Source organism: Aliirhizobium cellulosilyticum (assembly GCF_014198105.1).
Classification (GTDB): domain Bacteria; phylum Pseudomonadota; class Alphaproteobacteria; order Rhizobiales; family Rhizobiaceae; genus Neorhizobium; species Neorhizobium cellulosilyticum.
Window position 1 is genome coordinate 648,382 of the sequence record NZ_JACIGW010000002.1, and the last position, 22,586, is coordinate 670,967.

At 58.2% G+C, this 22,586-nt stretch carries 21 protein-coding genes and 1 tRNA gene; 13 read left to right on the forward strand and 9 right to left on the reverse strand.

Features of this window, described 5'->3' with window-relative positions:
- Positions 1–15: 15 nt before the first annotated feature.
- From cheY1 to GGE33_RS11935, 4 genes are all read right to left on the reverse strand, one after another.
- Positions 16–381 (reverse strand): chemotaxis response regulator CheY1, encoded by a 366-nt coding sequence (cheY1, locus tag GGE33_RS11920; RefSeq protein WP_119938787.1) that lies wholly within the window; start codon positions 379–381, stop codon positions 16–18.
- 2 nt (positions 382–383) lie between these two features.
- Positions 384–677 (reverse strand): STAS domain-containing protein, encoded by a 294-nt coding sequence (locus GGE33_RS11925; RefSeq protein WP_148144413.1) that lies wholly within the window; start codon positions 675–677, stop codon positions 384–386.
- On the reverse strand, positions 677–2,305 hold the full coding sequence (locus GGE33_RS11930; RefSeq protein ID WP_183823331.1) for a globin-coupled sensor protein: 1,629 nt from the start codon (positions 2,303–2,305) through the stop codon (positions 677–679). Before GGE33_RS11930 ends, GGE33_RS11925 begins: the two co-directional genes overlap by 1 nt.
- Positions 2,306–2,676: 371 nt before the next feature.
- Entirely contained in the window at positions 2,677–5,061 is a 2,385-nt protein-coding gene (locus GGE33_RS11935) for a cellulose synthase (RefSeq protein WP_183823333.1), read from the reverse strand.
- Positions 5,062–5,322: 261 nt separating this feature from the next.
- Here GGE33_RS11935 and bcsN point away from each other — a divergent pair, with 261 nt between their 5' ends.
- From bcsN to GGE33_RS11950, 3 genes are read left to right on the forward strand one after another with little or no spacing between them, the layout of a single operon-like run.
- Positions 5,323–6,348: a cellulose biosynthesis protein BcsN gene (gene bcsN, locus GGE33_RS11940; RefSeq protein WP_183823335.1), complete on the forward strand. Its 1,026-nt coding sequence runs from the start codon at positions 5,323–5,325 to the stop codon at positions 6,346–6,348.
- Positions 6,349–6,388: 40 nt separating this feature from the next.
- On the forward strand, positions 6,389–8,566 hold the full coding sequence (gene bcsA, locus GGE33_RS11945; protein ID WP_183823337.1) for a UDP-forming cellulose synthase catalytic subunit: 2,178 nt from the start codon (positions 6,389–6,391) through the stop codon (positions 8,564–8,566).
- Positions 8,567–8,575: 9 nt separating this feature from the next.
- On the forward strand, positions 8,576–11,062 hold the full coding sequence (locus GGE33_RS11950; RefSeq protein ID WP_183823339.1) for a cellulose biosynthesis cyclic di-GMP-binding regulatory protein BcsB: 2,487 nt from the start codon (positions 8,576–8,578) through the stop codon (positions 11,060–11,062).
- A gap of 5 nt (positions 11,063–11,067) precedes the next feature.
- Here the strand turns inward: GGE33_RS11950 and GGE33_RS11955 are convergent, their stop codons facing one another.
- Positions 11,068–11,616, reverse strand: coding sequence for a DNA-3-methyladenine glycosylase (locus GGE33_RS11955; RefSeq protein WP_183823341.1), 549 nt, complete (start codon positions 11,614–11,616; stop codon positions 11,068–11,070).
- A 211-nt stretch (positions 11,617–11,827) separates the two neighbouring features.
- On the opposite strand from GGE33_RS11955, the gene GGE33_RS11960 reads away from it, so the two are divergent.
- Positions 11,828–12,070: a hypothetical protein gene (locus tag GGE33_RS11960; RefSeq protein WP_183823343.1), complete on the forward strand. Its 243-nt coding sequence runs from the start codon at positions 11,828–11,830 to the stop codon at positions 12,068–12,070.
- A 135-nt stretch (positions 12,071–12,205) separates the two neighbouring features.
- On the opposite strand, the gene GGE33_RS11965 is transcribed toward GGE33_RS11960, so the two are convergent.
- Positions 12,206–12,466 carry a hypothetical protein gene (locus tag GGE33_RS11965; RefSeq protein WP_183823346.1) on the reverse strand — a complete coding sequence of 87 codons (261 nt, stop codon included), beginning with the start codon at positions 12,464–12,466 and terminating at the stop codon, positions 12,206–12,208.
- A gap of 293 nt (positions 12,467–12,759) precedes the next feature.
- On the opposite strand from GGE33_RS11965, the gene GGE33_RS11970 reads away from it, so the two are divergent.
- From GGE33_RS11970 to GGE33_RS12010, 9 genes are all read left to right on the forward strand, one after another.
- A complete protein-coding gene (locus GGE33_RS11970; RefSeq protein ID WP_148144422.1) occupies positions 12,760–13,191 on the forward strand; it encodes a DUF2948 family protein in 432 nt (143 codons plus the stop codon).
- A 54-nt stretch (positions 13,192–13,245) separates the two neighbouring features.
- Positions 13,246–14,544, forward strand: coding sequence for a histidinol dehydrogenase (gene hisD, locus GGE33_RS11975; protein ID WP_183823348.1), 1,299 nt, complete (start codon positions 13,246–13,248; stop codon positions 14,542–14,544).
- 3 nt (positions 14,545–14,547) lie between these two features.
- The gene (locus tag GGE33_RS11980; protein ID WP_183823350.1) at positions 14,548–15,021 is read left to right on the forward strand and encodes a UPF0262 family protein; all 474 of its coding nucleotides are present in this window, start codon (positions 14,548–14,550) and stop codon (positions 15,019–15,021) included.
- A 1-nt stretch (position 15,022) separates the two neighbouring features.
- On the forward strand, positions 15,023–15,514 hold the full coding sequence (locus GGE33_RS11985; protein ID WP_246435966.1) for an arsenate-mycothiol transferase ArsC: 492 nt from the start codon (positions 15,023–15,025) through the stop codon (positions 15,512–15,514).
- A gap of 142 nt (positions 15,515–15,656) precedes the next feature.
- Entirely contained in the window at positions 15,657–15,875 is a 219-nt protein-coding gene (gene infA, locus GGE33_RS11990; RefSeq protein WP_004435948.1) for a translation initiation factor IF-1, read from the forward strand.
- 25 nt (positions 15,876–15,900) lie between these two features.
- Complete coding sequence (locus tag GGE33_RS11995) at positions 15,901–16,521, forward strand: Maf-like protein (RefSeq protein ID WP_183823352.1); 621 nt, start codon at positions 15,901–15,903, stop codon at positions 16,519–16,521.
- Positions 16,522–16,594: 73 nt separating this feature from the next.
- Positions 16,595–16,813, forward strand: a complete 219-nt coding sequence (gene yacG, locus GGE33_RS12000) for a DNA gyrase inhibitor YacG (protein ID WP_183823354.1) — start codon at positions 16,595–16,597, stop codon at positions 16,811–16,813.
- Positions 16,814–17,358: 545 nt separating this feature from the next.
- A tRNA-Phe gene (locus GGE33_RS12005) sits at positions 17,359–17,434 on the forward strand.
- 522 nt (positions 17,435–17,956) lie between these two features.
- A complete protein-coding gene (locus tag GGE33_RS12010) occupies positions 17,957–19,162 on the forward strand; it encodes a tyrosine-type recombinase/integrase (RefSeq protein ID WP_183823356.1) in 1,206 nt (401 codons plus the stop codon).
- Positions 19,163–19,933: 771 nt separating this feature from the next.
- Here the strand turns inward: GGE33_RS12010 and GGE33_RS12015 are convergent.
- Genes GGE33_RS12015 through rfaE1 form a run of 3 tightly spaced genes read right to left on the reverse strand, consistent with a single transcriptional unit; the run spans position 19,934 to position 22,555 of the window.
- Complete coding sequence (locus tag GGE33_RS12015; RefSeq protein ID WP_183823358.1) at positions 19,934–20,503, reverse strand: D-glycero-alpha-D-manno-heptose-1,7-bisphosphate 7-phosphatase; 570 nt, start codon at positions 20,501–20,503, stop codon at positions 19,934–19,936.
- Position 20,504: 1 nt separating this feature from the next.
- The gene (locus tag GGE33_RS12020) at positions 20,505–21,074 is read right to left on the reverse strand and encodes a D-sedoheptulose-7-phosphate isomerase (RefSeq protein WP_183823360.1); all 570 of its coding nucleotides are present in this window, start codon (positions 21,072–21,074) and stop codon (positions 20,505–20,507) included.
- Complete coding sequence (gene rfaE1, locus GGE33_RS12025) at positions 21,071–22,555, reverse strand: D-glycero-beta-D-manno-heptose-7-phosphate kinase (RefSeq protein ID WP_183823362.1); 1,485 nt, start codon at positions 22,553–22,555, stop codon at positions 21,071–21,073. Before rfaE1 ends, GGE33_RS12020 begins: the two co-directional genes overlap by 4 nt.
- Positions 22,556–22,586: the final 31 nt, after the last annotated feature.

Sequence of the window (22,586 nt, forward strand, 5' to 3'; positions counted from 1 at the left end):
GGAAGAATTCCCGGTTCAGGCGGTTACACGCTCGATCGCATCAATGAGTTTTGCCGGATCGAAGGGCTTGACGATCCAGCCGGTCGCGCCGGCCTGGCGCGCACGGTTCTTCTTTTCGGCATCGCTTTCCGTGGTCAAAACCAGGATCGGGATGGCGCGGTATTTCTCGTTGCGGCGCACGCCTTCGATGAAACCGAAGCCATCGAGGCGCGGCATGTTGATGTCGGTAACGATGACATCCGGCTCGCAGCCTTCGAGAACCTCAAGGCCCTCGACGCCGTCCTCTGCCTGGATCGTTTCGAAACCGGCATTGTTGAGGGTGACCAGAAGCATGTTCCGGATCGTCCGTGAATCATCCACGGTCAGTACTTTTTTCTTCATTGCTAGATCTCCTTAGCAATTAACTGGGTTTCGCTGATTCCAATCAGCGCCATCGTCTTTTCAAAGGCATCCGATGCCTTCTCGACGAGGAATGACTTCTTGTCGGCCTGCCATGCTGTGGCACCGGCAACCAGAACCTGGGCGCATTGCACGCCGACACGCTCCACCGCAGAGGCATCGATCACGATATCCTTGCCCCGCATGGACATGAGCTTACCGTGCAGGACCGATGCTTCATTGAGGTCGAGAACGGCCGAGAGAGCCAGTTTTCCGGATGCGGCCTTCTTTGCTGCCATCAGCGTATTCCTTGCCGTTTGTAAAAGGGTTGTGCCTCGGCCTCAGCCAATGCCTGATATCGGTCGGACAATGCGCCAACCGGCTGAACTGCCGGGCGCCTGCCATCGTGGGTATTCTGGACGTCGCGCTCGAAACCCTGCTGGCGGGCAATGCGGAATTCGCGCACCGTGCGGCCCAGTTCGAGAATGACGGTGTGCAGCTCATCGGCGCTTTCACCGGTATTGCGTGCGAAGCTCGCATTTGCACTGATCTCGTGGCTGAGCGAGCCGATCTCCGAGGTGACGCGGTTCAGCCCGTCGGCCTGTTCGACCGTGCGGCGGGCGACGCCGGTGATCGCATCATTGATCTCGCCGACCTGCTGGACGATGCCGCCGATCGCCGCCTGGGTGCGATGAACCATGTCGACACCAGCCCCGACCTGCGATTTGGTACCGGTGACCAGTGTCTTGATTTCGCGGGCCGCATCGGCGGAACGCTGGGCAAGCGCCCTCACCTCTTGTGCGACGACGGCAAAACCGCGGCCGCTATCGCCGGCGCGCGCCGCTTCGATGCCGGCATTGAGCGCGAGAAGATTGGTCTGGAAGGCGATCTCGTCGATGACACCGATGATCTCGCCGATCTTTTCGGCCGAATTCTCGATATCGGTCATGGCGCTGATTGCGCGGCCAACGATCTCACCGCTTTCTTCGACGGAACGGCGTGTCGCAACGGCAGCGCTTTCGGCAGCCGACGTTCCGGCAACGCTTTCCTTGACGAGTGCGGAAAGCTGATAAAGGTCGTTATGCACTGATTGTGCCCGGCGCGCCTGCTCTTCCGAAGCGGCCGCGAATGTCGAGGCGTTGCGTGCCATGGCATCCGTCAGACCGATCGCCTGCATTCCGGCATTGTCGATCACGCCGACCGAGTTGCGCATGCCGCCGATCGCGCTTGACAGAAGTTCGGCCAGTTCACGATAGGCTTCCGGCACGTCATTCGGCAGGGCGGCTGTCAGATCACGCTCGGCGAGCGCGCCAATGACGGCGGCAAAGGTGTCGACCGCTTCGGCCTGATCGGCGGAGCGCTGGTCGGCAAGGGCGCGCTGGTGCTTCTGTCTCTGTTCATTGAAACGGAGCGAGACGGCGATTTCGACATCGACCATGACCAGGCGCAGGATGGCGGCGATGAGATCGCGCAGTTCCTGTTCGCGCCGGCGGGCACCGGGAAGGAAGGAGCGCGGCGCAAAATCCTCGACAGCGCCGAGTACCAGATGTTCGAGCATCACCGAATGGCCGGCGATATGCCAGCGCGGGTCGAGACCCATGCGGCTTTCAGTATCCGACAGAACCTTGACGCGATCTGCATAAAGCGCATCGAAGCGAGCGTCGGTCAGCACCGCCCAGTGGGACGCCTGAAGATCGTTGAGACGGTCGACCTGCTGTTCGGTTTCGAAATGGCTGGAGGCTTCGGGAGAGGACTGCAAGCGTTGAAAGAGATCGCGCAGACCGTTCTTCAGATGGCCTTCGAGCTGTGGGCGACACCGGCGGAGCAGATCGCACAGATCGCCGTCGAGACCGGCGAATGCCAGTCTCTCGCCAAGGCTGCCTGCCTGGCGACGTCGAACCTGTTCGCTTGGCGTGTCCTGCACCAAAAGTCGTCCCCAAAAACCACACAAACCGAGAATTCGGCGTGAGAGAAGCCATGCGGGTCAGGGACTGGAGATGGACAATGAATGCCTTGGCACACAGGACATGATCCCGTGCCGTGCGAACGCGGTCACCGCAGTTTTCCTGACTTTTCTTGAGCGGATACCGGATTCAAACCGGTACGGCCTTGGCGGCTTCATGCCTTGGTGAGCAGACCGCAGTCGTCCCATTTGCCGTATAGTCCAATTTGTATGGTTAATTCCTTGCCCGAAGGTTAATGGACAGTAGATATCGGCCGTTTTGCTACAAAACGACCATTGAAACCACGGTATCGGAACACCGTCCGGCAAAGACTGCAAGCAGAGGTTTCATCGGCTCAATTGTTCTTGGTTGTAAGATCGGCAATCGCTCTCAGGCCATCCTTGTTGCCGAGATCGGCCAAGGCCTGGAAGATACGCAGCGCTTCCGCCTGCCTGCCGATGTTGAGCAGGGCGTATCCGCGCAGGCTCATCAGATCGGTCTGTTCGGGCACGATCTGCGCCCGCTGATCGAGCGCGATCAGCGTCTCCCGGTAGCGGGCCGACTTGAACGAATTGACGGCCCTGTCGGCAAGGATGGATGCCTGCAGTTCGACGGCGCGGGTATTGTTCTGCGGTGCGATCGTTGCGGCGGCAGCCGCCTTGTCAGTCAGGCCGACACGCAGATAAGCGAGGCTCTTGCCGTAAGCGGCATCGGAACGGGCGGCCTGAGAGGAAGCCATGGTCGCGACATCGAATGCCTGCGCTGCTTCGAGCGGCCGGTTGAGATCCATCAGGCACCAGCCGCGGGCGAGAGCCTGATCCGGCGAAAGTTGGCGAGGGTCGACGGTAGAGGCGCACCCCCTGTTGACTGGAGCACTGCGGGCAGGTGTGGCGCGTGACACACGCGGTGCGGGCCTTTCGACGGGCACAGGCCGGTAAGCCTGAGTGACCGGTTCAGGCTGAGCGGCATAAGGCTGCTGGTTTGAGGGCTGCTGGTAGTAAGCCTGCTGGCGCGGCGGCGGCTGTAGTTGCTGCTCCACCGGATATTGCTGCATCTGCTGCGCAAGATAGGGTTGCGTCTGCTGTTGCTGCGGCGGCGTGAGCTGCGAGAGATAATCCTGCCCCTGCAAACGACGACGATCGTCCTCGCCGAGATTGGCGATGCGGTCGGACCTGCCGGCCCAGGTGCGCTGGATCGCCGCGACACCGGCCCTGTCGCCGAGATCGTTACGGCTCAGGACCAGACCATAGGCGGAAGGTTCGTCATCCGGCTTCCATGTGAGGGCTGCGGCAAACCATTGAGCCGCCGTTGTCGGCTGGCGCATGTAACGCGCATACCATCCGAACTGCTGGGCCGCGGCTGCATCCTTCGCTTCGATGACGACAGGCGCCATGCGCGACAGCACTTCCTCCTGCAAGATCGGCGGAGGATCGATGGCGAGAAGGTTGGCGACGGCGGCCATATAGGCGGCCTTGGAGCCGGGCGACGTGTCACGCCATTTGTAGAGCACGTTTTCGGCTTCGAGCGGAGAATTCTGGCGTGTCAGGGTGAGAGCCAGGCCCTCAGCTGCAGAGGCGGTCTCTTCCTTGGTGAAGGCCTTGCGGAACCAACGCTCGGCGCCGCCGAGATTGTCTCGGCGATAATAATACCAGCCGAGCAGAAGCGCATCGGACGCCAGTTCATCCTTTTCGGCCAGCCGTTCCAGCCGCGTCAGATATTTGTCAGCGACGACGAGCTTGGGATCGGTATTGCCGTCGCCCACCAGACGGCGGGCCAGATCATCACGCAGGCTTTCGAATTCGGGCTGCCCGTCCGCGCCGGTTCGTTCCTTCGACAGCAGTTCCTCGATCATGTCCGGCGCCAGCAATTCGCTCGCCTTCTGGACCGTGGCCATCCGCTCCGAAGGATTGTCGCAATTGCTGAGCACGTACAGATAGGCATCACGCGCCCGCGGCTTGCGGTCGGTATCGGCAAAGGCTTCGGCAAGACGCCACAAGACATCGACTTCGCTGCAGGTCAGAAGCGTCGGGTTTTCCGCTGCAATCCGAATAACCTCGTCATAGGTCTTGGCATCGGATGCCGCCGTCAGCCGGGTGCGCGCCTCGGCAAGCTTCAACCTATCCAGAAGATCGGTAGGCGGCTGCCAGCTCGGCTCGGCGGCCTGGCGATCGGAGATTGCCTTGCGCACATCGGCATAGCGCGCCTGTGCGTAGAGCTGCCACATGTTGTCCAACTGCGGATCTGTCGTCGGTCGTGCGGCCAGCGGATCGGCCGGAGGTGTCCAGTTGGGATAGAGTGCTCGAAGACGGGAGATTTCGGCCTGTAGACGGGCTGTATCGCCTCGGGCGGCAAAATAGCGGAGCGCGCTTTCATCGACCTGCGGAGCCGAGGCTGACGGCTGAGTGCCCGGCCTCGACTGCGCTTGTGCTGGCGGCTGCGTCTGAGACTGCTTCGGGAACTGCTGCGAAATCTGCGCACTCGGCTCCGAAGCCGGGGCAGTCTGCTGTGATTGTGCAATTACCAGTGGCGGGCGTCCGGCGCGCTTATCGGCTGGCGCCACGGTCGGAGATTGCGACTGCAATCGGTTCGTGCGGTTCACGTCTGTGCCTGCGAAAAACGAATCAGCAGCAGTCAACGAACCGGTGATCTCGTTGAAATCGACGTCAGACGCCTGTTTGTAAGCGATCAATGCCGCTGCGGCCATGCCGAAAGCAGCTAAAGAGATCAGCGAAAACCGCATTTGCACCCCGGTCCCTGTCCATCCAAATCATTTCGGCCCGTGCACACAAGCCCACATCTGACAGCAATTGGTTAAAGAATGAGGGCATATAGTTAACGAACAATTTAGATTTCGTAAGTAAATAAGAAATCATGAATACACAAAAGTGACTCGAACCGGCAGGCATTCCACAAATGGCTGCCCGGTGACCCTCGCAGAAAGCGGGCAATGAGTAATGCGTGTCTGCCCCAGGACTGGATTTTGATGACGGACGGACACTTTATGACTTTGCAGCCGGGATGGAGCGGTCGCCGTGCTGCTATCACGGCCTCCATAGGATTTGCAGCGCTCAGCCTCACCGGATGCGCAGGAAAGCCGATCCAATCCGAAGCCTTCATAAAGAGCGTTCCGCCGGAACAGGCCATAGTCATGCCACCGCCAGGGGGACCCGCGGTCGTCAACATTATCGAACGACGTTTCAACAATGCCATCAGCCAGGACATCCATCTGGCGACCAACGCATCCACACCCGGACAGAACATGCTGAAGGTCCAGCTCTTTGGCACAGAGAGCGCCTACAGCCAGGCCGATAACAGTCTGGGCATGTCGTCGATCACCGAAGGACGCATCTCATCTGAAATGCGCCAGTCCCTGCCGCGTGTGGCGATGGCGAAATCACAGTTCTATGTGCAGAACGCCTATGGTCCATTCGGATATGCTTTCGGGCGCGGCAGAGGCTCCGATCTGTGCCTTTATGCCTGGCAACAAATCCGCACCCGCGACCAGGGCACGCCATTCGCCAACTACGGCGTGATCCAGATCCGCCTGCGAACCTGCGAGGCGAATGCCACCGAAGCAAAGCTCCTTTCGGTCATGTATAACTTTACGATCAACGCATCGGTTGATGCACTCGGCTGGAACCCTTACGGTGCAAATCGCGAGTTCAACTCCGCCGTCGGCACCACCGGCGCTCCGATCTATCCGCGCCCGGCGTCATCCGAGCCGATGGTCCAGACGCTGCCGCAGCGGCAGACGACGTCCTATGCGCCGCGAGTTCAGGTCCGTCGTGTCCAGCCGGTCGCTCAGCCTGTGGCGGCGCCGGTCGCACCGCCGCAGCTTGAGCCGCGTGGTCCCCGCGTACCTTCGCCTTTCGGCAACGGCTATTCTTCTGCCACCGGACGATCCTCCGATGGTTATGCCGCAACGACGACGCCAAACGGCGCGACGGTACCGGCAACCCAAAGGGTGGCAGTTCCGTCTCCATCCTGCTCCATGGCAACCGACGGAGCAGACGTTGTCTGCCGCTGATCCTGTTGTCCGTCTTCGGCTCTCATCGAGGTAGTCCGCCATGAGGACACTATATTCAGCCGTTATCTGGGCCGTCGCCACGGTGATGATCATCCTTCTGGTGACCTTGCCGATCAATACGCGCACGCAGCTGATCGCAAGCATCCTGATCGTCACGGTCATGGCGATCATCAAGCTTCTGGATGTCGGCGGAAAATGGCGACTGGTGGCGCTTGCCTTCGGTACAGGGATGGTGCTGCGTTATGTCTACTGGCGCACGACAAGCACGCTGCCGCCGGTCAACCAGCTGGAAAACTTCATTCCCGGCATGCTTGTCTATCTGGCAGAAATGTACAGCGTGCTGATGCTGTCGCTCAGCCTGTTCGTCGTTGCCATGCCGCTGCCGCCGGCGCGGCCAAGCAGCAGATCGAGCAGCGACGAAAACCTGCCGACCGTCGATGTCTTTGTGCCAAGCTACAACGAGGACGAACAGCTTCTTGCCAATACTCTGGCCGCTGCCCGCAACATGGATTATCCGCCGGAAAAGCTGACCGTCTGGCTGCTCGACGATGGCGGCACTGTGCAGAAGCGCAAGGCGAGTAATGTTGCCGACGCCCGTGCGGCCGAAGCCCGCCACGAAAAGCTGAAGCGGCTCTGCGTAGAAATGGGGGTGAATTACCTCACCCGCGAGCGCAACGAGCATGCCAAGGCCGGCAATCTCAATAACGGGCTTGCCCATTCGACCGGCGATCTTATCGCGGTCTTCGACGCCGACCATGCGCCGACGCGCGACTTCCTTCTGGAAACGGTGCATTATTTCGAGAGCGATCCGAAACTCTTCCTCGTCCAGACGCCGCACTTCTTCCTCAACCCGGACCCAGTCGAACGCAACCTCCAAACATTTGAAAAGATGCCGAGCGAGAACGAGATGTTCTACGGCATCATCCAGCGCGGGCTCGACAAATGGAATGCGGCCTTCTTCTGCGGCTCGGCTGCGGTCTTGAACCGCAAGGCGCTGGAAGTATCAAATGGCTTTTCGGGCGTCAGCATCACCGAGGATTGCGAAACGGCGCTCGACCTGCACGGCCTCGGCTGGAACAGCATCTATGTCGACCGCCCGCTGATTGCCGGGCTGCAGCCGGCGACATTCGCCAGCTTCATCGGCCAGCGCTCGCGCTGGGCTCAGGGCATGATGCAGATCCTGCGCTTCCGTTTTCCGCCGCTCAAACGCGGCCTCTCGCTGGCGCAGCGTCTCTGCTACATGTCGTCGACGCTGTTCTGGCTGTTTCCCTTCCCGCGGACGATCTTCCTGTTCGCGCCGCTGTTCTACATCTTCTTCGATCTGGAAATCTTCACCTCGTCCGGCGGCGAATTCCTCGTCTATTCGCTGACCTATATGGCGGTGAACATGATGATGCAGAACTATCTCTACGGATCGTTCCGCTGGCCATGGATTTCCGAACTCTACGAATATGTGCAGACGGTGCATCTGTTGCCGGCCGTCATCTCGGTCATGCTCAACCCGCGCAAGCCGACTTTCAAGGTCACGGCGAAGGATGAATCCGTTTCGGTGAGCCGCCTTTCGGAAGTCAGCCGGCCGTTCTTCGTGATCTTCTTCATCCTGATCGTCGCCTTCGCTATGAGCGTCTACAAGCTTTATAACGAGCCGTTCAAGGCGGACGTGACACTCGTCGTCGCCGGCTGGAACATGCTCAACATCATCATTGCCGGCTGCGCGCTCGGCGTCGTTTCCGAACGCGGCGAACGCCAGGCGTCACGTCGCGTCAAGATCAGCCGGCGGTGCGAATTCGGCATCGACGGAAAGTGGTATACGGCGACGATCAACAATGTCTCGGTGCACGGGGCTCAGCTCGAGGTCTATACGGAAGGCGCGACGGGCATTGCCAAAGATACGATCGGGCATATCCGCTTCCAGCCATTCAGCGACCTTCCGGTCAGCGAATTGCCGGTCGAAATCCGTAACTTCGACCGCACCGGCGACGTCACCTCCGTGGGCTGCCGTTACGTGCCGCAAAAGGCTCTCGATCACCGATTGATCGCCGACCTGATGTTCGCCAATTCCGCCCAATGGACCCAGTTCCAGACCGCTCGCCGGAACAATCCGGGCCTCTTCCGCGGCACGTTGTGGTTCCTGTGGCTGTCCGTCTATCAGACGAGCCGCGGCCTTGGTTACCTGATGCGTGACCTCGGAAAGTCCCGCAGCGCAGAGAAAGGCTAGGAGATCGACATGAACAAGCTCATTGTCCTTGCCCTCGTTGCCTGCGCCGCCACTCCGGTTTGCGCCCAACAGGGCGCAACGCCTTTTGACATGGGTTCGGAGCGTCGCGATCGCGGCATTCAGGAGACGCCGCCGCCCGCACCGACGCCTGTGCCCGTCAATCCCGTGCCGATTGCTCCTGGCCAGCCGGCACCAACAAGCCAGGCTCCATCGCCCGCCATTACGCCGCCGATCGCAAGGCCTGCCACTCCGCCCGCACAACAGACGGCACCCGCGCAGTGGAGCGCCCAGCCGCCGTCACCCGCACAATCTGCGGCCCCTGCACAGACGGTGTCCGCAGCCGGCTCGGCCGATCAGGCACGCCGTTATATTCTTCCGTTTACGGACATGCGGCTGAATGGAGAAATCGAACAGCGATCGTGGTCCGTCTACCTGACGGCCGATCAGGCAGGACGCGCAGCAAAACTGCATCTTGCCTATCAGAACTCGATCTTTGTCGCGCCAGAAACATCGAAACTGACAATCACGATCAATGACGTGGTCGTTGCCGCAGAGACGATTGCCTCGGCCGAACAGCCTGCCGAACGGGCCTTCGAGATCCCGGCCGGATTGCTGAAGGCGGGTGGCAACATGGTCCGTTTCGGTACCAGCCAACGCCATCGCACCGACTGCACGATCGAATCCACCTATGAATTATGGACCGATATCGATCCATCCAAAACTTACCTGTCCTTCGACGGCACCAACGACCGGCGCCTAGGCACTCTGGACGACCTGAGGGCGATCGGCGTGGACGGCAAGGGCAATACCCGCTTCCGCATCATTGCTCCAGCCCTCGATCAGCTCGGCGCCACCGACACACTGATGCGGCTGAGCCAGGCGCTTGCACTCATCGCCGGCATGCCCAACCAGTCGTTCACCTTCAGCAGGCAGGCGGATGGTGACATCCAGCCCGGCGAAGTTGCCGTCTTCATCGGCACGACCGATGAACTCAGGACCGTTCTTCCAGGACTTTCCGCTTCTAACAGCAACTCGGCGGCGGCAAGCTTCGTCGATTATCCGCGGAGCAAGGGCGTTTCCTCGCTCGTATTGTCCGGTCCAACCTGGTCTTCCATCGACGGACTTGTCGAAAGTTTCGTCGCGTCGCTCGACAACCGCTCGACGCAACGGCGCGAAACGCTTTCGACTGAAAGCTGGCGCGGCATGGATACGCCGCTGTTGTTCTCCGACAAGGTACTCGACTTCTCCGCCCTTGGGGTCAACAGCCAGGAATTTACCGGCCGCCTCTTCAGAACCAGCTTTACGATCGGCGTTCCCGCGGATTTCTACGCAAATGCCTATGGTGAGGCTCGTATCCTGCTGGATGCGGCGTACACGCCTGACGTTCTGCCGGGCAGCCATCTAGACATCTTCGTCAACGGAAACATCGCCTCCACCGTTCCGATCACATCTGCGGGCGGTGCGATCCTGCGGCATCTTCCGATCAAGCTGACGCTTCGACACTTCCGGCCCGGCGTCAACACGATCACTGTCGAAGCCGCACTGCGGACTGCTTCTGATGGATCCTGCGCCCCAGGCGCGAGCAGCGAGGAAAAACCGCGTTTTGCGATATTTGGTACTTCGCAATTCCACATGCCGGATTTTGCCCGGATCGCCCAGGTTCCCAATGTCGCCGCGACTGCAGGTATCGGCTTTCCGTATTTCCTCGGACAGGACCCGGTATCTCTGTTCCTCGGCCGAATCGATGAACATACGCTTTCGGCCGCAGCAACCTTCGCCGGCAAGATATCCAACGCATCACATCGGGTTATACCGCTCAACGTGACAATCTCGGCAGCACGGATGGCCGAGCGCAACGCGATCTTTGTCGGCGGTATCTCCGAGATGCCGCTCAACGTCCTGTCCCAGCTGAAAATCGACCAGGACAGCCGCAACAGCTGGAGCCCCGATATCGCTCCGCAGACGGTTACGCCCTCCAGTATCAGCCTGCAGGACTGGCAGCAGCGCGCCGATGGCAACTTCTTCAGCCGCCAGTTCGAAGAGTTGAGCCAGTGGGCCAAGGACAATTACGATCTGTCGCTTTCCGCCTTGCGTTTTGCGCCGCCTACCGACCAGCTCTACAAACCACCGAAATCCGCCCATCTTCTGGTTGCGCAGGAAAGCGACCCGACGGGTCAAGGGACCTGGACGGCGGTGCTTGCGCCGGACAGCGCCCAGCTAGACGAGGGCATGCGAGAAATTTCCAGCCGCGAGGCGTGGGAAAAGATGAGCGGGCGCATCGCAATCTACAGCGGCGAGACAGACGTGATGGGAAGCGTTCCAGTCAGCTGGTTCCGCTTCATGCCAACGCAGGATCTTAGCTTCAGCAATGCAAGGCTGATCACCGCAAACTGGTTGTCGGACAACATCATGTCCTATGCCCTGCTTCTGGCAGCAGGCAGCGTACTGCTCGGACTTGCGACCGGCGGATTGCTCAGTCTGCTCGGCCGTCGCTAAACCCGTCAGCCGGGAAAGCGCTTGCTGAGATAAGCCGAGCCCTCAAGTCCGAAGCGCCATGGATTGTCGACCGCCCTCGAAATCCCGATCCGCGGGCCGGTCACAACGCGTGCCGGCTCGCTCGGAACCCTCAGATCGAACGGATGTGCGAACAGGGATTTTCCGTCATGATCAATGGTTATCCCAAGCGCCTGACAGAGCCGACCCGGGCCTGAACACAGCAGCAGAGGATCGTCCAGGCGACGGCGCACCTGCATTGCCGCAAGACCATAAAGCGGCTGGACGGCGCGAATGAGAACTGCACTACCGGGCCTGCAGACGAAATTCAGGCACCAATGAATACCGTAGGATCGATATACATAGGCATTACCGGCCGGACCGAACATGCTTCCATTACGGTCGCTTCGGCCGCGAAAACTGTGCGAGGCGGGGTCATCGGGCAGATAGGCCTCCGTCTCCACAATAATACCGCCAGATCCCGCGACATCGAGTTCCACACCGATCAATTCCGCAGCAACGATCGTCGCTTCACGTTCGAAGAAATCCTGCTTCATCTATCCTGCCACCCAACCATGGGATGCACACACGTGCCACACAGCTATAAGAGATCATCCGCCCTTCGAACAAGATTGTGCTCAGAGCCGATGTTTACTTTCTGCTAACACCATATTTGTTTCTCGCTTTCCTATCGGGGGGAAAAGCATACTTATTAGACTTACCTAAAAAACAATCATTGGGGCGAAGCAAGGGATGGGAAGTTCCAAAATGCCGGCAGCATACGAGCCGATCGAGCCCGAAGAACTCGAACGGCTTCAGACCATTTTCGAGACGGCGCGCTATATCGCCTGCATGTCGCGTCATGATCCTGCAGCCGAACGGCTAGCAGCCATGACGATCCGGTTCTATCAGCTAGGCATTCGCGATGACGATGCGCTCATCCACACGATCGTCAAGACCAACAGGGCATTGCGGCCATCCGGGCGTGAACAGGTTGCGGATTTGGCCTGACACACAAAGCCCCTCAAGGCTCGGTCTCGCTCAACAGAGAGATGATGGACCGACGTGTAGTCTCCACGATTAGAGCCTGTCGCGATCCTCGCACTTTAGATTTCTGCCTCATCGAATGTTTTTGTCCGGCAGACTTTAGCATTCATCGATCTCCAGCACCTCCGAAACAACCTCGAAAATCTCGGTCTGCGGCGTCACAAGAACGATCGCGCGGATGTCGTGAGAAAACTCGAGGCCAGTATGTTGCCGGCGCAGAGCAGACATGCAGCTACGCGCAATTGCGTCGCCGCGATCGGCACTTTCGATTGCAAAGCGATAAATCGGCAGCGCCTGCTGAGAAGAGTTCAGATCTGCGCCTGCATCACTGTAGAGCGTAACGACATATAGCATTGACATTTTCCCCTCCTCCCAAAGGGTATCGTCATTTTACTTATAGTTGCATATACTCAGATTATTCGCGCCGACAAATGTCAAGTCGACACAAGGAGGGTGGTATCCAGGCTCTCCGAGCAGTTCCGTAGAACATCGCTCCACTCCACCAAGCGAAATGTCGTCGTCTTGCATCATTCTCGCGCGAGACATGGACAAGCGCGGTTGTTTACCGCAAGCGTTCATCCTATCTCCTTATTATGGAACAACGGCCGCCCGGAATATTGTAAGTCCGGGCGATGCAATCATGGAAAAAGCGCATGACCGAGCTGAAACTTCTGGCTCTCGATACGGATGATCTGGATGTGATATCCGCCCATATGCAGGATGCGGTTTTCAAAGTGGGCGATTTGCACTGGTCCGCATCGGAGAAGGCGTTTTCGCTTGCCGCGAACCGGTTCGACTGGGCTGCCGCCGAAGGCAAGCGCAAGGGTTTCGAGCGCCATCGCGCTGCTCTCGTCCTCAAGCGTGTCGAGGCCGTACGCTCCAACGGCATCAACCGCGCCCGCAAGGAGGACGTGATGTCGCTTCTGGCAATCCGCTTTACCCAGAAAGGCGAAGGTCCCGACGGCACGGTCGAACTGGTGCTTTCCGGCAATGCCGCGATCGAATTGGATGTCGAATGCATCGAAGTCGCACTTGCGGATATCGGCGGCGCGTGGGAAACCCCAACAAGGCCGCGCCATCCCTGACCAATGTGGGTGTGTCCGGCCCGATGATGGCAGGACATAAGAAGGACGACCCGCGTGGCACTCTGGCTTGAACAGACATCCGACGATTTCGAAGCGCAGTTCAAGGCGTTTCTGTCGACCAAACGCGAGGTCTCGGAAGACGTCAATGCCGTGGTCAAGGCCATCATCGATGACGTACGCGCCCGTGGTGATGCGGCACTTATCGATTATTCCGCCCGTTTCGACGGCGTTGATCTGGCGAAGGACGGTATCCGCATCTCGGAGGCTGAAGTTGATGCTGCGATTGCTCAAACGGATGCCGCCGTCATCGATGCGCTGAAGCTCGCAGCCGAGCGTATCGAAAAACACCACGCCCGCCAGATGCCGAAGGACGACATCTACGAGGATGCGATCGGCGTCGGTCTCGGTTCGCGCTGGACGGCGATCGAGGCGGTCGGTCTCTACGTGCCGGGCGGTACGGCAAGCTATCCGAGCTCGGTGCTGATGAATGCCGTGCCGGCCAAGGTTGCAGGCGTCCCGCGCCTCGTGATGGTCGTGCCCGCCGGCGGCGGCAAGATCAATCCCGCGGTTCTGGCTGCAGCCCGGATCGCCGGCGTTACCGAAATCTACCGCGTCGGCGGCGCTCAGGCAGTGGCCGCCCTTGCCTATGGCACCGATACGATCGCGCCGGTCGCAAAAATCGTCGGCCCCGGCAATGCCTATGTGGCCGCCGCCAAGCGCCAGGTTTTCGGCACGGTTGGCATCGACATGATCGCCGGCCCTTCGGAAGTTCTGGTGATCGCGGATAAGAATAACGATCCGGACTGGATCGCCGCAGATCTTCTCGCCCAGGCCGAGCACGATGCCGGCGCCCAGTCGATCCTGATGACCGACGACGCCGATTTCGGCAAAGCGGTGGAAGCCGCCGTCGAACGGCAGCTGAAGACACTGTCGCGCACGGACATCGCCACCGCCAGCTGGCGCGATTTCGGCGCCGTCATCCTCGTCGAGAATTTCGAAAGCGCGCTGCCGCTCGCAAATCGCATCGCCGCCGAACATCTGGAGCTTGCGGTTGCCGATCCGGATGCGCTGATGCCCGGTATCGTCAATGCAGGCGCGATCTTCATCGGCCGCCATACGCCGGAAGTGATCGGCGATTATGTCGGCGGATCGAACCATGTTCTGCCGACGGCGCGTTCGGCGCGCTTCTCGTCCGGCCTCGGCGTGCTCGATTTCGTCAAGCGGTCGTCGATCCTGCGTCTGGGCGCAGAACAGCTCAGGCAGCTTGCGCCAGCGGCGATCACGCTCGCCAAATCCGAAGGGCTGGACGGGCATGCCCGTTCCGTCTCCATTCGCCTCAACCCCGGAGATTGACGGATGGGCCAGGGGGAGTTTCGTCTTTGCGATGTCGTTCTGGACGACTCGATCGGGCGTTCCACCCCCGACGTGGAACATGAGCGCGCGGTCGCGATCTTCGATCTGGTCGAGGAAAACTCGTTCACCCCGCTCGGTCATGCGGGCGGGCCGTACAAGCTGCGGCTTTCACTGGTCAATGCGCGGCTGGTGCTGACGATCACGACCGAAGCGGATCAGGATGTCGCCACCCACATCCTGTCGCTGACGCCGTTCCGCCGGATCATCAAGGACTATTTCATGGTCTGCGAGAGCTATTACGAGGCGATCAAGACCGCCACGCCATCGCGGATCGAGGCGATCGACATGGGCCGCCGCGGCATTCACAACGAAGGTTCGCAAACACTGATGGACCGGCTGGACGGCAAGATCGGCGTCGATTTCGATACAGCACGCCGGCTGTTCACGCTCGTCTGCGTTCTCTACTGGCGTGGCTGAGATGACCGCCGACGCACCGAACCGGAAACAGGAAATCGGCATTCCGACGGCGATCCTGTTCATGTGCGGGCAGAATTCGATCCGCTCGCCGATGGCCGAAGCCATTGCGAAAAGCCTCCTGCAACCCGATATATATATACAGTCTGCCGGCGTCCGTTCCGGTGAGCCTGATCCCTTTGTCGATGTCGTGCTGGAAGAAGTGGGGCTTTCGCTCAACCACAAGCGCCCGCACAGGCCGCGCACGCTGGAGGAGATCGAAGACGACTTCTTCGATCTGATCGTCACGCTTGCGCCGGAAGCGCATCATACGGCGCTGGAACTGACCCGTTCGCATGCCGTGGATGTGGTCTACTGGCCGACCATGGATCCGACGGTGGTGACGGGAACGCGCGAGCAGCGACTGGATGCCTATCGCCAGGTGCGGGACCATCTTTGGAAGCTGATCGACAAGCGAATGAAACCCATCAGGCGCGCGCCGCCGGCAAGCGGCTGAACGGCGAAATTGTGCATGTAAAAGAATAGCGATTAGGCGTGGTTCACAAACCGGACGCGATTGTGTAGTTTCCGCGCAAATTTCGAGGCGGCGGACGAAGATTCCTGCCTGCCCGACCTTAGACAGAAAGAAAACCGATAAAATGGCTAAAGAAGAAGTCCTTGAATTTCCGGGCGTTGTCACGGAACTGTTGCCGAATGCGACGTTTCGGGTGAAGCTCGAAAACGAACACGAAATCATCGCCCACACGGCCGGCCGCATGCGCAAGAACCGTATCCGCGTTCTCGCCGGCGACAAGGTTCTGGTCGAAATGACCCCTTACGACCTGACCAAGGGCCGTATTACCTATCGCTTCAAGTAAGTTTTTCGGCGGGATAAGGCCTGAAATGGCGCTTGAGCAAAAGCTGATATTGGCATCGGGTTCGCCGCGCCGCCTGGATCTTCTCAACCAGATCGGCATAGAGCCTGCCCGGCTGATGCCGATGGATATCGATGAGACGCCGAAGCGTGCCGAGCATCCCCGCTCGCTCGCACGTCGGCTGTCGAGCGAAAAGGCCGAGGCCGCCTATCGCGCGATCAAGGACGACCCGACCTGGCGGCACAGCTATATACTGTCGGCCGATACGGTCGTTGCCGTCGGCCGCCGCATCCTCGAAAAGACCGAATATACGGAAGAAGCGTTTTCCGCGCTGCATCTTCTGTCCGGCCGCGGCCACTGGGTCTATACCGGCATCTGCCTGGTCACGCCCGGCGGACAGTTCCGCCAGAAGGTGGTCGAGACGAAGGTGCGCTTCAAGCGGCTTTCGACCCGCGAGATCGACAATTACATCGCATCGGGCCAATGGCGCGGCAAGGCAGGCGCCTATGCCATTCAGGGCATTGCCGGCGCATTCGTGCAGAAGCTTTCCGGCTCCTACACTAACGTTGTCGGGCTCCCGCTCTACGATGTGACGACGCTGCTTTCCGGCGAAGGGTTCGATGTGGCACAGGGCTGGCCCGAAGCCTGATTTCAGGCTTTACAGGCGCGACAGCCGTTCTGCCCGCGTTGCTCAAATGATTTGACGAAAAGGAGTTGCTCCCATGACATCCGAACCGATCAAGACGGGCGGCAAGGTCGAGCCGCTCAGGAAAGCCCGGCCCTGCCCGGAATGCGGCAAGCCCTCCTCGCGCGAAGACTATCCCTTCTGCTCCGAACGCTGTCGCACGCTCGACCTGTCGCGCTGGCTGAAAGGCTCCTACGCCATTCCAGTGGCCGACGACGAGCGCAAGGCGGATGATGATCTGGAGGGTCGCGAATAATCGCTCGTAGTTAAGGCCAGGAACGTCTGCTGCATTGCTTGCCCTCAACGTCTACCTATGCCATCCGCGCCCCTGCCCCCCCGACAGCGGCGTCTGTTCTTCCTGAGCCTTTTCGCCTTCGATCGCCGACTGACTTCAGCACCTGCCGCTATCGCGTGATCCGCCTTTCCAAGACCGGCAGAAGCTTGCCCTGCGGACGACGAAACGCATCGCCGCCATTCGGACGCGATCACGACGCTTTGACGTCTTGTTTGCGTACCCATCCCCCAAAACCAGCGGCCACTTTCGGGAGATACACTCCCTGCAGACCGTGCCATCCCGGCAGGATTTGGCAATTATCCACAGCAGCAGCGGCCTCCGACCTCCACACGCCACCCTTTTCCGACTGATTCTGCAGGGAAATTCGGAATTTTCGCAAACCTGTCAAAAAAGTCGTTTGGGGTGCTGGACATGGCCGAACAAGATGTTATAACCCCGCTCGCTCCCGGGGATTACATGCTCCGGACGGTCCCAAACGACCGGCAGGCTTCACATAAGCCTAGGATGCCCGGATAGCTCAGTTGGTAGAGCAGCGGATTGAAAATCCGCGTGTCGGTGGTTCAAATCCGCCTCCGGGCACCATTTCTCTTCAGAAATCCATACAATCTGTTGAAACGGACGCCCTGTCGCCGCCAGGTACATGCAATCCCATAACCGTCGGCCTCACTGGCCTGTGAAAACTCATATTCAAGTCGAAAACGGATTGAGCGCAGATACCGCGCAAATGCAAGACTTCGCAAACCTCACGCAAACGCTCACTCAGCAAGCACCAATCAAACCATTGCAGCTACGCGTGACAGTGACTTTATCATCGATTTTCCTGAAAAAGACATCTCAGCCACTCAGACATCTATCACACACCGACCACACAAACTCGTCTCGAAGAAGGAGTTTGACTTGTAAAAATGGCAGACAAGGTGACTGCTATATTTGATTTTCCATGTTCTTGGATGTGTCGCCATATGGCATTGTATAATAAGGATAAAATACGATCTTGGTATGAAGAAATGGGTACATGGAATCACACTGAATATCATCCAGCCCATCATCTTGTGATGGGCTGGATGATGGGCTAGAGACCAATCACGATCCGAATACTGGAGAATGATTTTGGCCCTGAGCGATGCGAAAGCACGAAAACTGAAACCCGATGATAAGCCTGTTTCAGATGGGACGATCGCCGGATTGTATCTCTATCCAGCAAAGACTGTCGGCACCGGAAAATGGATCTTCCGCTTCAAGTCTCCCGAAAACAGCAAGCGGAGAGACATGGGATTAGGGAGCTATCCCATCGTTTCGATCCGAGATGCTCGCACGAAGGCGTTTGAGTTGCGGATCGTGATCGAGAAGGGCATTGATCCCTTGGAGGAGCGCCGCGTCCAAGAGCGCGAGAAAAAGAAGCTCGCTTCCGTCCCCACATTCGAAGAGGCTGCAAGGCGGCATCACGCAGACAAGGCTGAAGGTTTTCGTAACAGCAAGCATACCGAACAGTGGATGACGTCGCTGGAGACGTACATCTTCCCAAAGATAGGCAAGCGGATGGTCAACGATCTGACGCCTGCGGATTTTGCTGCATGCCTGAAGCCGATCTGGCTCAAAAAGGCTGAAACTGCGGCAAGGATTAAACAGCGTTGCGACGCCGTGATGAACTGGGCGGCGGCCAACGGCTTCATACTAGCCAGCCCTGTGGGTGTCGTCGACAAGATCTTGCCGAAGCAACCGGGCAAGCGCGAAAGGGTAGAGCACCAGCCAGCTCTGCCTTGGCGGGAAATCCCGAAGTTCTTTTCGATGCTCATGGAAGGTGAGGCTGTCTCACGGCAAATGCTGGAGCTGCTCATCCTGACGGCTTGCCGCTCCGGCGAGCTGCGAGAAATGCAATGGGAAGAGATCGATTTCTCTCACGCGATCTGGACCATCCCGGCGGCGCGAATGAAGGGTAAGGTCACGCACCGCGTGCCCCTTGGCCAAAGAGCGATCGAAATTTTGGAGCGGCAATTGGATAAATCTGAAACGGGCGAGGGATTAGTCTTCCTCTCTCGCTCACGCAAGCCGATGACCGATATGGTGCTGACCAAGTTCCTTCGCGACAAGAAGATCCAAAGCGATACCCCCGGCCGCCTCGCTACGGCCCACGGCTTCCGCTCTAGCTTCCGCGACTGGGCATCCGAGAATGGGTACGCACGAGATTTGGCGGAACGCGCCTTGGCACATACGATCAAGAATGCGGTGGAGGCGGCATATCATCGAACGGATTTGTTGGAGCAGAGGCGAGTGATGATGCTGGAGTGGGAGCAGTATTGCTGCAGTTAAGCGTTCTTGGAAGACATGGAGCCACCTGTGGCGTAAATGCCAACTCAATGCGTGATATCAGCGTAGTGTCAGTAGAAAATCTGAATGACCCCAGTGTCCATCGCCATTATAGGGAGGTGGGTTGTGTTGGGTGTTGGGCCCCCGCCAGGATAGATGTGCCGACGTACGTTAGGCCGAGAAGGTGTCGACTATGAATGTTGTTGATGTGATCAGAAATTTGAACTCGGCAACCCAAGGGTCGAGGGTTTTCGACGGCCAGATCGCTATATTGCTCGGTTGGGTAAGGCGAACTAAATCTGTTGTGGACGGACATACGGGCGAAACCAAAGTGACGGAACAGTGGTTCTTCAAGGACTCGTCGGAGGCAGGACGGGTACCCTTCTACACATCCAATTTGGGTTGTGCGCTTCAGTTAGCACAAGAACTGTGTCCACAATCACGATTGGGATGTGCTTGGGAAGAGGGCAAGGGCAGCGCACGAATAGATAGCGATCGCTATATACAGGCAGCCTCCCCTCAGATAGCTCTTTGTATTGCGGCGCTGATGGCTGCAGCACGGGGTGGCTACTTCTCTGAGCCTGCTTTGTAGCGTCCATGTCAGTATATGTCGCGCTGCCGACCGTCATCACACGGGACGCATCAGGCTATTGGGACTGCGGAGAGCCCAATAGCATAGGTACAGGCTTTATTTCTTGGATAAGTCGATTTTGAAGGTAGTTGAATTATTTGCGAAGATACGCAAACCTATCGCCAAAACAGAAAGTTGCTAACTTACGCAACACTAGGGCCCATCACAGGTTCATAGCATGTAACAATTCCCGCCGCTTTTGCTGCCTGGAAATCCGTTATCTTGTCGCCAATCATGATTGACTGCTTAAGATTGATTTTGAAGTTACGCTGAGCCTCTACGAACATTCCTGATTGAGGTTTCCGCATCGGATGATTTGCTACATTCAACGGGGCGTGCCCAACCTGATGGTATCCGCAGGCGAGGACAGCATCTATTCGAGCGCCGCGTTGGTCTAACTCCGCATCAATGTGGGCGGTTACCGCAGCGAAATCGCTCCACGTAAAGTAACCTCGCGCTATGCCAGATTGATTTGTCACCACGACCACCGGCCAGCCTGCTTCATTCGCGAGCCGTATTGTAGGGATGATGTCCTCAATGATTATTATATCTGATGGTTTTGAAGGATAGCCGCAATCGACGTTTATGACCCCGTCCCTGTCAAGAAACAGAGCAGGGCGATTTGCGAAACGCGCAGCATCCGTTCCTATTTCAATCCATAGGCCTCTATCTGCCCCATCTTGCCTAGGATCATTGATGAAATCACGGCTCAAGTCACTCCTCCATTCGGCTTTCGATCGCGCCACAAAGGAAGTGATATATGCTGAGATGGCCCTGTTGGATCATTGGTGTGAAAGTCGAAGGCACATCTAGCAAAACGTCGGACAGTGACGCCAGAGTGCCTCCACCTCGTCCCGTCATAGAGATAACCGACATACCGATCGCACGTGCCGCCTCGGCTGCAGCCACCACATTTCGAGAGTTTCCTGATGTCGATATCGCAAGTAGAACAGCGCCTTGCGAACCGTAGGCTTGGACTTGTCGAGCAAGCAAGGTTTCGTACTGATAGTCATTGCTCCAAGCGCTCGAAACTGCCGCGTCGGTGCTAAGCGCAATAACATTGTAGGCGCGACGCTCTTTAAGGAAGCGGCCCACGAGCTCGCCCGCAATGTGTTGGGCATCTGCAGCGGAGCCGCCGTTACCGCAAACTAGCAGTGGTTTTTGATTGCGCAATGCAGTCACAATCGCGGTGACGGCTTGATCGGCTTTTTCATCGAGTCGGGCAGCCTTCAAGTCATTCAGAGCATCAAGCGACTGGCTGAGATAGTCGTCCAGCTTGATCATTGGGCATTCCTTTTTTCGGGAGAAGTAGACGACATTTTACGAAGTGTCGCGGTAGTGGAGTAACCGCCTACAGTTGGGGAAATATGGACGCGGCCGCCATTGCTGATGACTACATCGGCACCAACCACGGTATCTACGGTGTAGTCTCCGCCCTTCACCAGTACATCGGGCAAAACAGAACGTATTACATTCAGTGGAGTGTCTTCGTCGAAAAGGACAACCGCATCCACAGCCTTCAGGGCCAACAGCATGGATGCACGGTCAAGCTCCGAATTGATAGGGCGGGTCGGCCCTTTGTTCCGTTTGACCGAGGCGTCTGTGTTAAGCCCGACAATGAGGCGGTCACAATGAGATCTGGCATCCGCCAGCTGGGAGGCGTGCCCAACGTGCAGTATGTCGAAGCAACCGTTTGTAAAGCCGACCCTCAGCCCCTCATGCTTCCAAGCAGCGGATAGATTTGCAGCTGCAGTCACGTCTAGCACCTCGCGAGCATGATCTCGCCAACCAAATGTAAGGTTGCTCAAAAGTTCGTCGCGGCTGGTTTGCGCCGTTCCACGTTTGCCAACGACAATTCCCGCTGCAACGTTTGCAATCTCTGTTGCAACTTCTCTCTCGCCTTCGGCCGCAAACGCCAGAGAGAATGCTGCTATGACGGTATCGCCGGCACCGGATACATCGAATACTTCTCGGGCCGTAGTCGGTACATGCACCGAGGTATCAGCGTCCACGATACTCATACCTTCCTCGCTGCGTGTTGCGACGACGAAGTCAAATGAACATTGCTGGCATAGAAGCCGCGCCGCAGCCACGATTTCTTCATCGGACGAAGTGGGCAGGCCAGTTGCAACATGCAGTTCGAGGCGGTTCGGCGTCACCGCGGTTGCTCCACGGTATATGGAGTAATCGGCTCCCTTTGGATCGACTATCACTGGAATTGCAGCGGCTTTGCACACATCGATCAAAGATGCAGCGACGCCATCGGAAAGAACGCCCTTCCCGTAATCTGACAGAACAACGATGTCGGCTGATGTGATTGCCGTGGAGAAGGCTGCCACCAGTGCTTTTCTATCCGCGTCGTTTAAGACTTGGATCACTTCCTCATCAAATCTGAAAAGCTGTTGCTGCGCTACGAAGCGTGTTTTACGCGTTGTGCTTCGCCCGTTGCTGGAAATCAGATGGCTTTGATCGACGTTTGCTGCCTTGAGGAGCGTGCAAAGTTGGGTGCCGGCATCATCATCTCCAATTACCGAGATAGGTATCACTTTCGCGCCTAGCGCAGCAACGTTCGATACCACGTTTGCCGCTCCGCCCAGCATAAGCTCGTCACCATTGAAATTGAGAATGGGAATTGGAGCTTCTGGGGAAACACGCTTGACCGCTCCATATACAAAACGGTCAAGCATGAAGTCGCCGACAACTAACACCGTCAGGTCGGAAAACTTGGAAAGAATGCTGGGATAAGAATGTCTCTTGGTTGCCATGGTACCGCAGTCCGGTGATGTAAGCTTGGGC

Bases quoted from the DNA above. Each gene is read 5' to 3' on its own strand.
- cheY1 (WP_119938787.1), bottom strand. From the start codon at position 381: ATGAAGAAAAAAGTACTGACCGTGGATGATTCACGGACGATCCGGAAC.
- GGE33_RS11925 (WP_148144413.1), bottom strand. From the start codon at position 677: ATGGCAGCAAAGAAGGCCGCATCCGGAAAACTGGCTCTCTCGGCCGTT.
- GGE33_RS11935 (WP_183823333.1), bottom strand. From the start codon at position 5,061: ATGCGGTTTTCGCTGATCTCTTTAGCTGCTTTCGGCATGGCCGCAGCG.
- bcsN (WP_183823335.1), top strand. From the start codon at position 5,323: ATGACTTTGCAGCCGGGATGGAGCGGTCGCCGTGCTGCTATCACGGCC.
- bcsA (WP_183823337.1), top strand. From the start codon at position 6,389: ATGAGGACACTATATTCAGCCGTTATCTGGGCCGTCGCCACGGTGATG.
- GGE33_RS11950 (WP_183823339.1), top strand. From the start codon at position 8,576: ATGAACAAGCTCATTGTCCTTGCCCTCGTTGCCTGCGCCGCCACTCCG.
- GGE33_RS11955 (WP_183823341.1), bottom strand. From the start codon at position 11,616: ATGAAGCAGGATTTCTTCGAACGTGAAGCGACGATCGTTGCTGCGGAA.
- GGE33_RS11960 (WP_183823343.1), top strand. From the start codon at position 11,828: ATGCCGGCAGCATACGAGCCGATCGAGCCCGAAGAACTCGAACGGCTT.
- GGE33_RS11965 (WP_183823346.1), bottom strand. From the start codon at position 12,466: ATGTCAATGCTATATGTCGTTACGCTCTACAGTGATGCAGGCGCAGAT.
- GGE33_RS11970 (WP_148144422.1), top strand. From the start codon at position 12,760: ATGACCGAGCTGAAACTTCTGGCTCTCGATACGGATGATCTGGATGTG.
- GGE33_RS11980 (WP_183823350.1), top strand. From the start codon at position 14,548: ATGGGCCAGGGGGAGTTTCGTCTTTGCGATGTCGTTCTGGACGACTCG.
- GGE33_RS11985 (WP_246435966.1), top strand. From the start codon at position 15,023: ATGACCGCCGACGCACCGAACCGGAAACAGGAAATCGGCATTCCGACG.
- infA (WP_004435948.1), top strand. From the start codon at position 15,657: ATGGCTAAAGAAGAAGTCCTTGAATTTCCGGGCGTTGTCACGGAACTG.
- GGE33_RS11995 (WP_183823352.1), top strand. From the start codon at position 15,901: ATGGCGCTTGAGCAAAAGCTGATATTGGCATCGGGTTCGCCGCGCCGC.
- yacG (WP_183823354.1), top strand. From the start codon at position 16,595: ATGACATCCGAACCGATCAAGACGGGCGGCAAGGTCGAGCCGCTCAGG.
- GGE33_RS12010 (WP_183823356.1), top strand. From the start codon at position 17,957: ATGATTTTGGCCCTGAGCGATGCGAAAGCACGAAAACTGAAACCCGAT.
- GGE33_RS12020 (WP_183823360.1), bottom strand. From the start codon at position 21,074: ATGATCAAGCTGGACGACTATCTCAGCCAGTCGCTTGATGCTCTGAAT.
- rfaE1 (WP_183823362.1), bottom strand. From the start codon at position 22,555: ATGGCAACCAAGAGACATTCTTATCCCAGCATTCTTTCCAAGTTTTCC.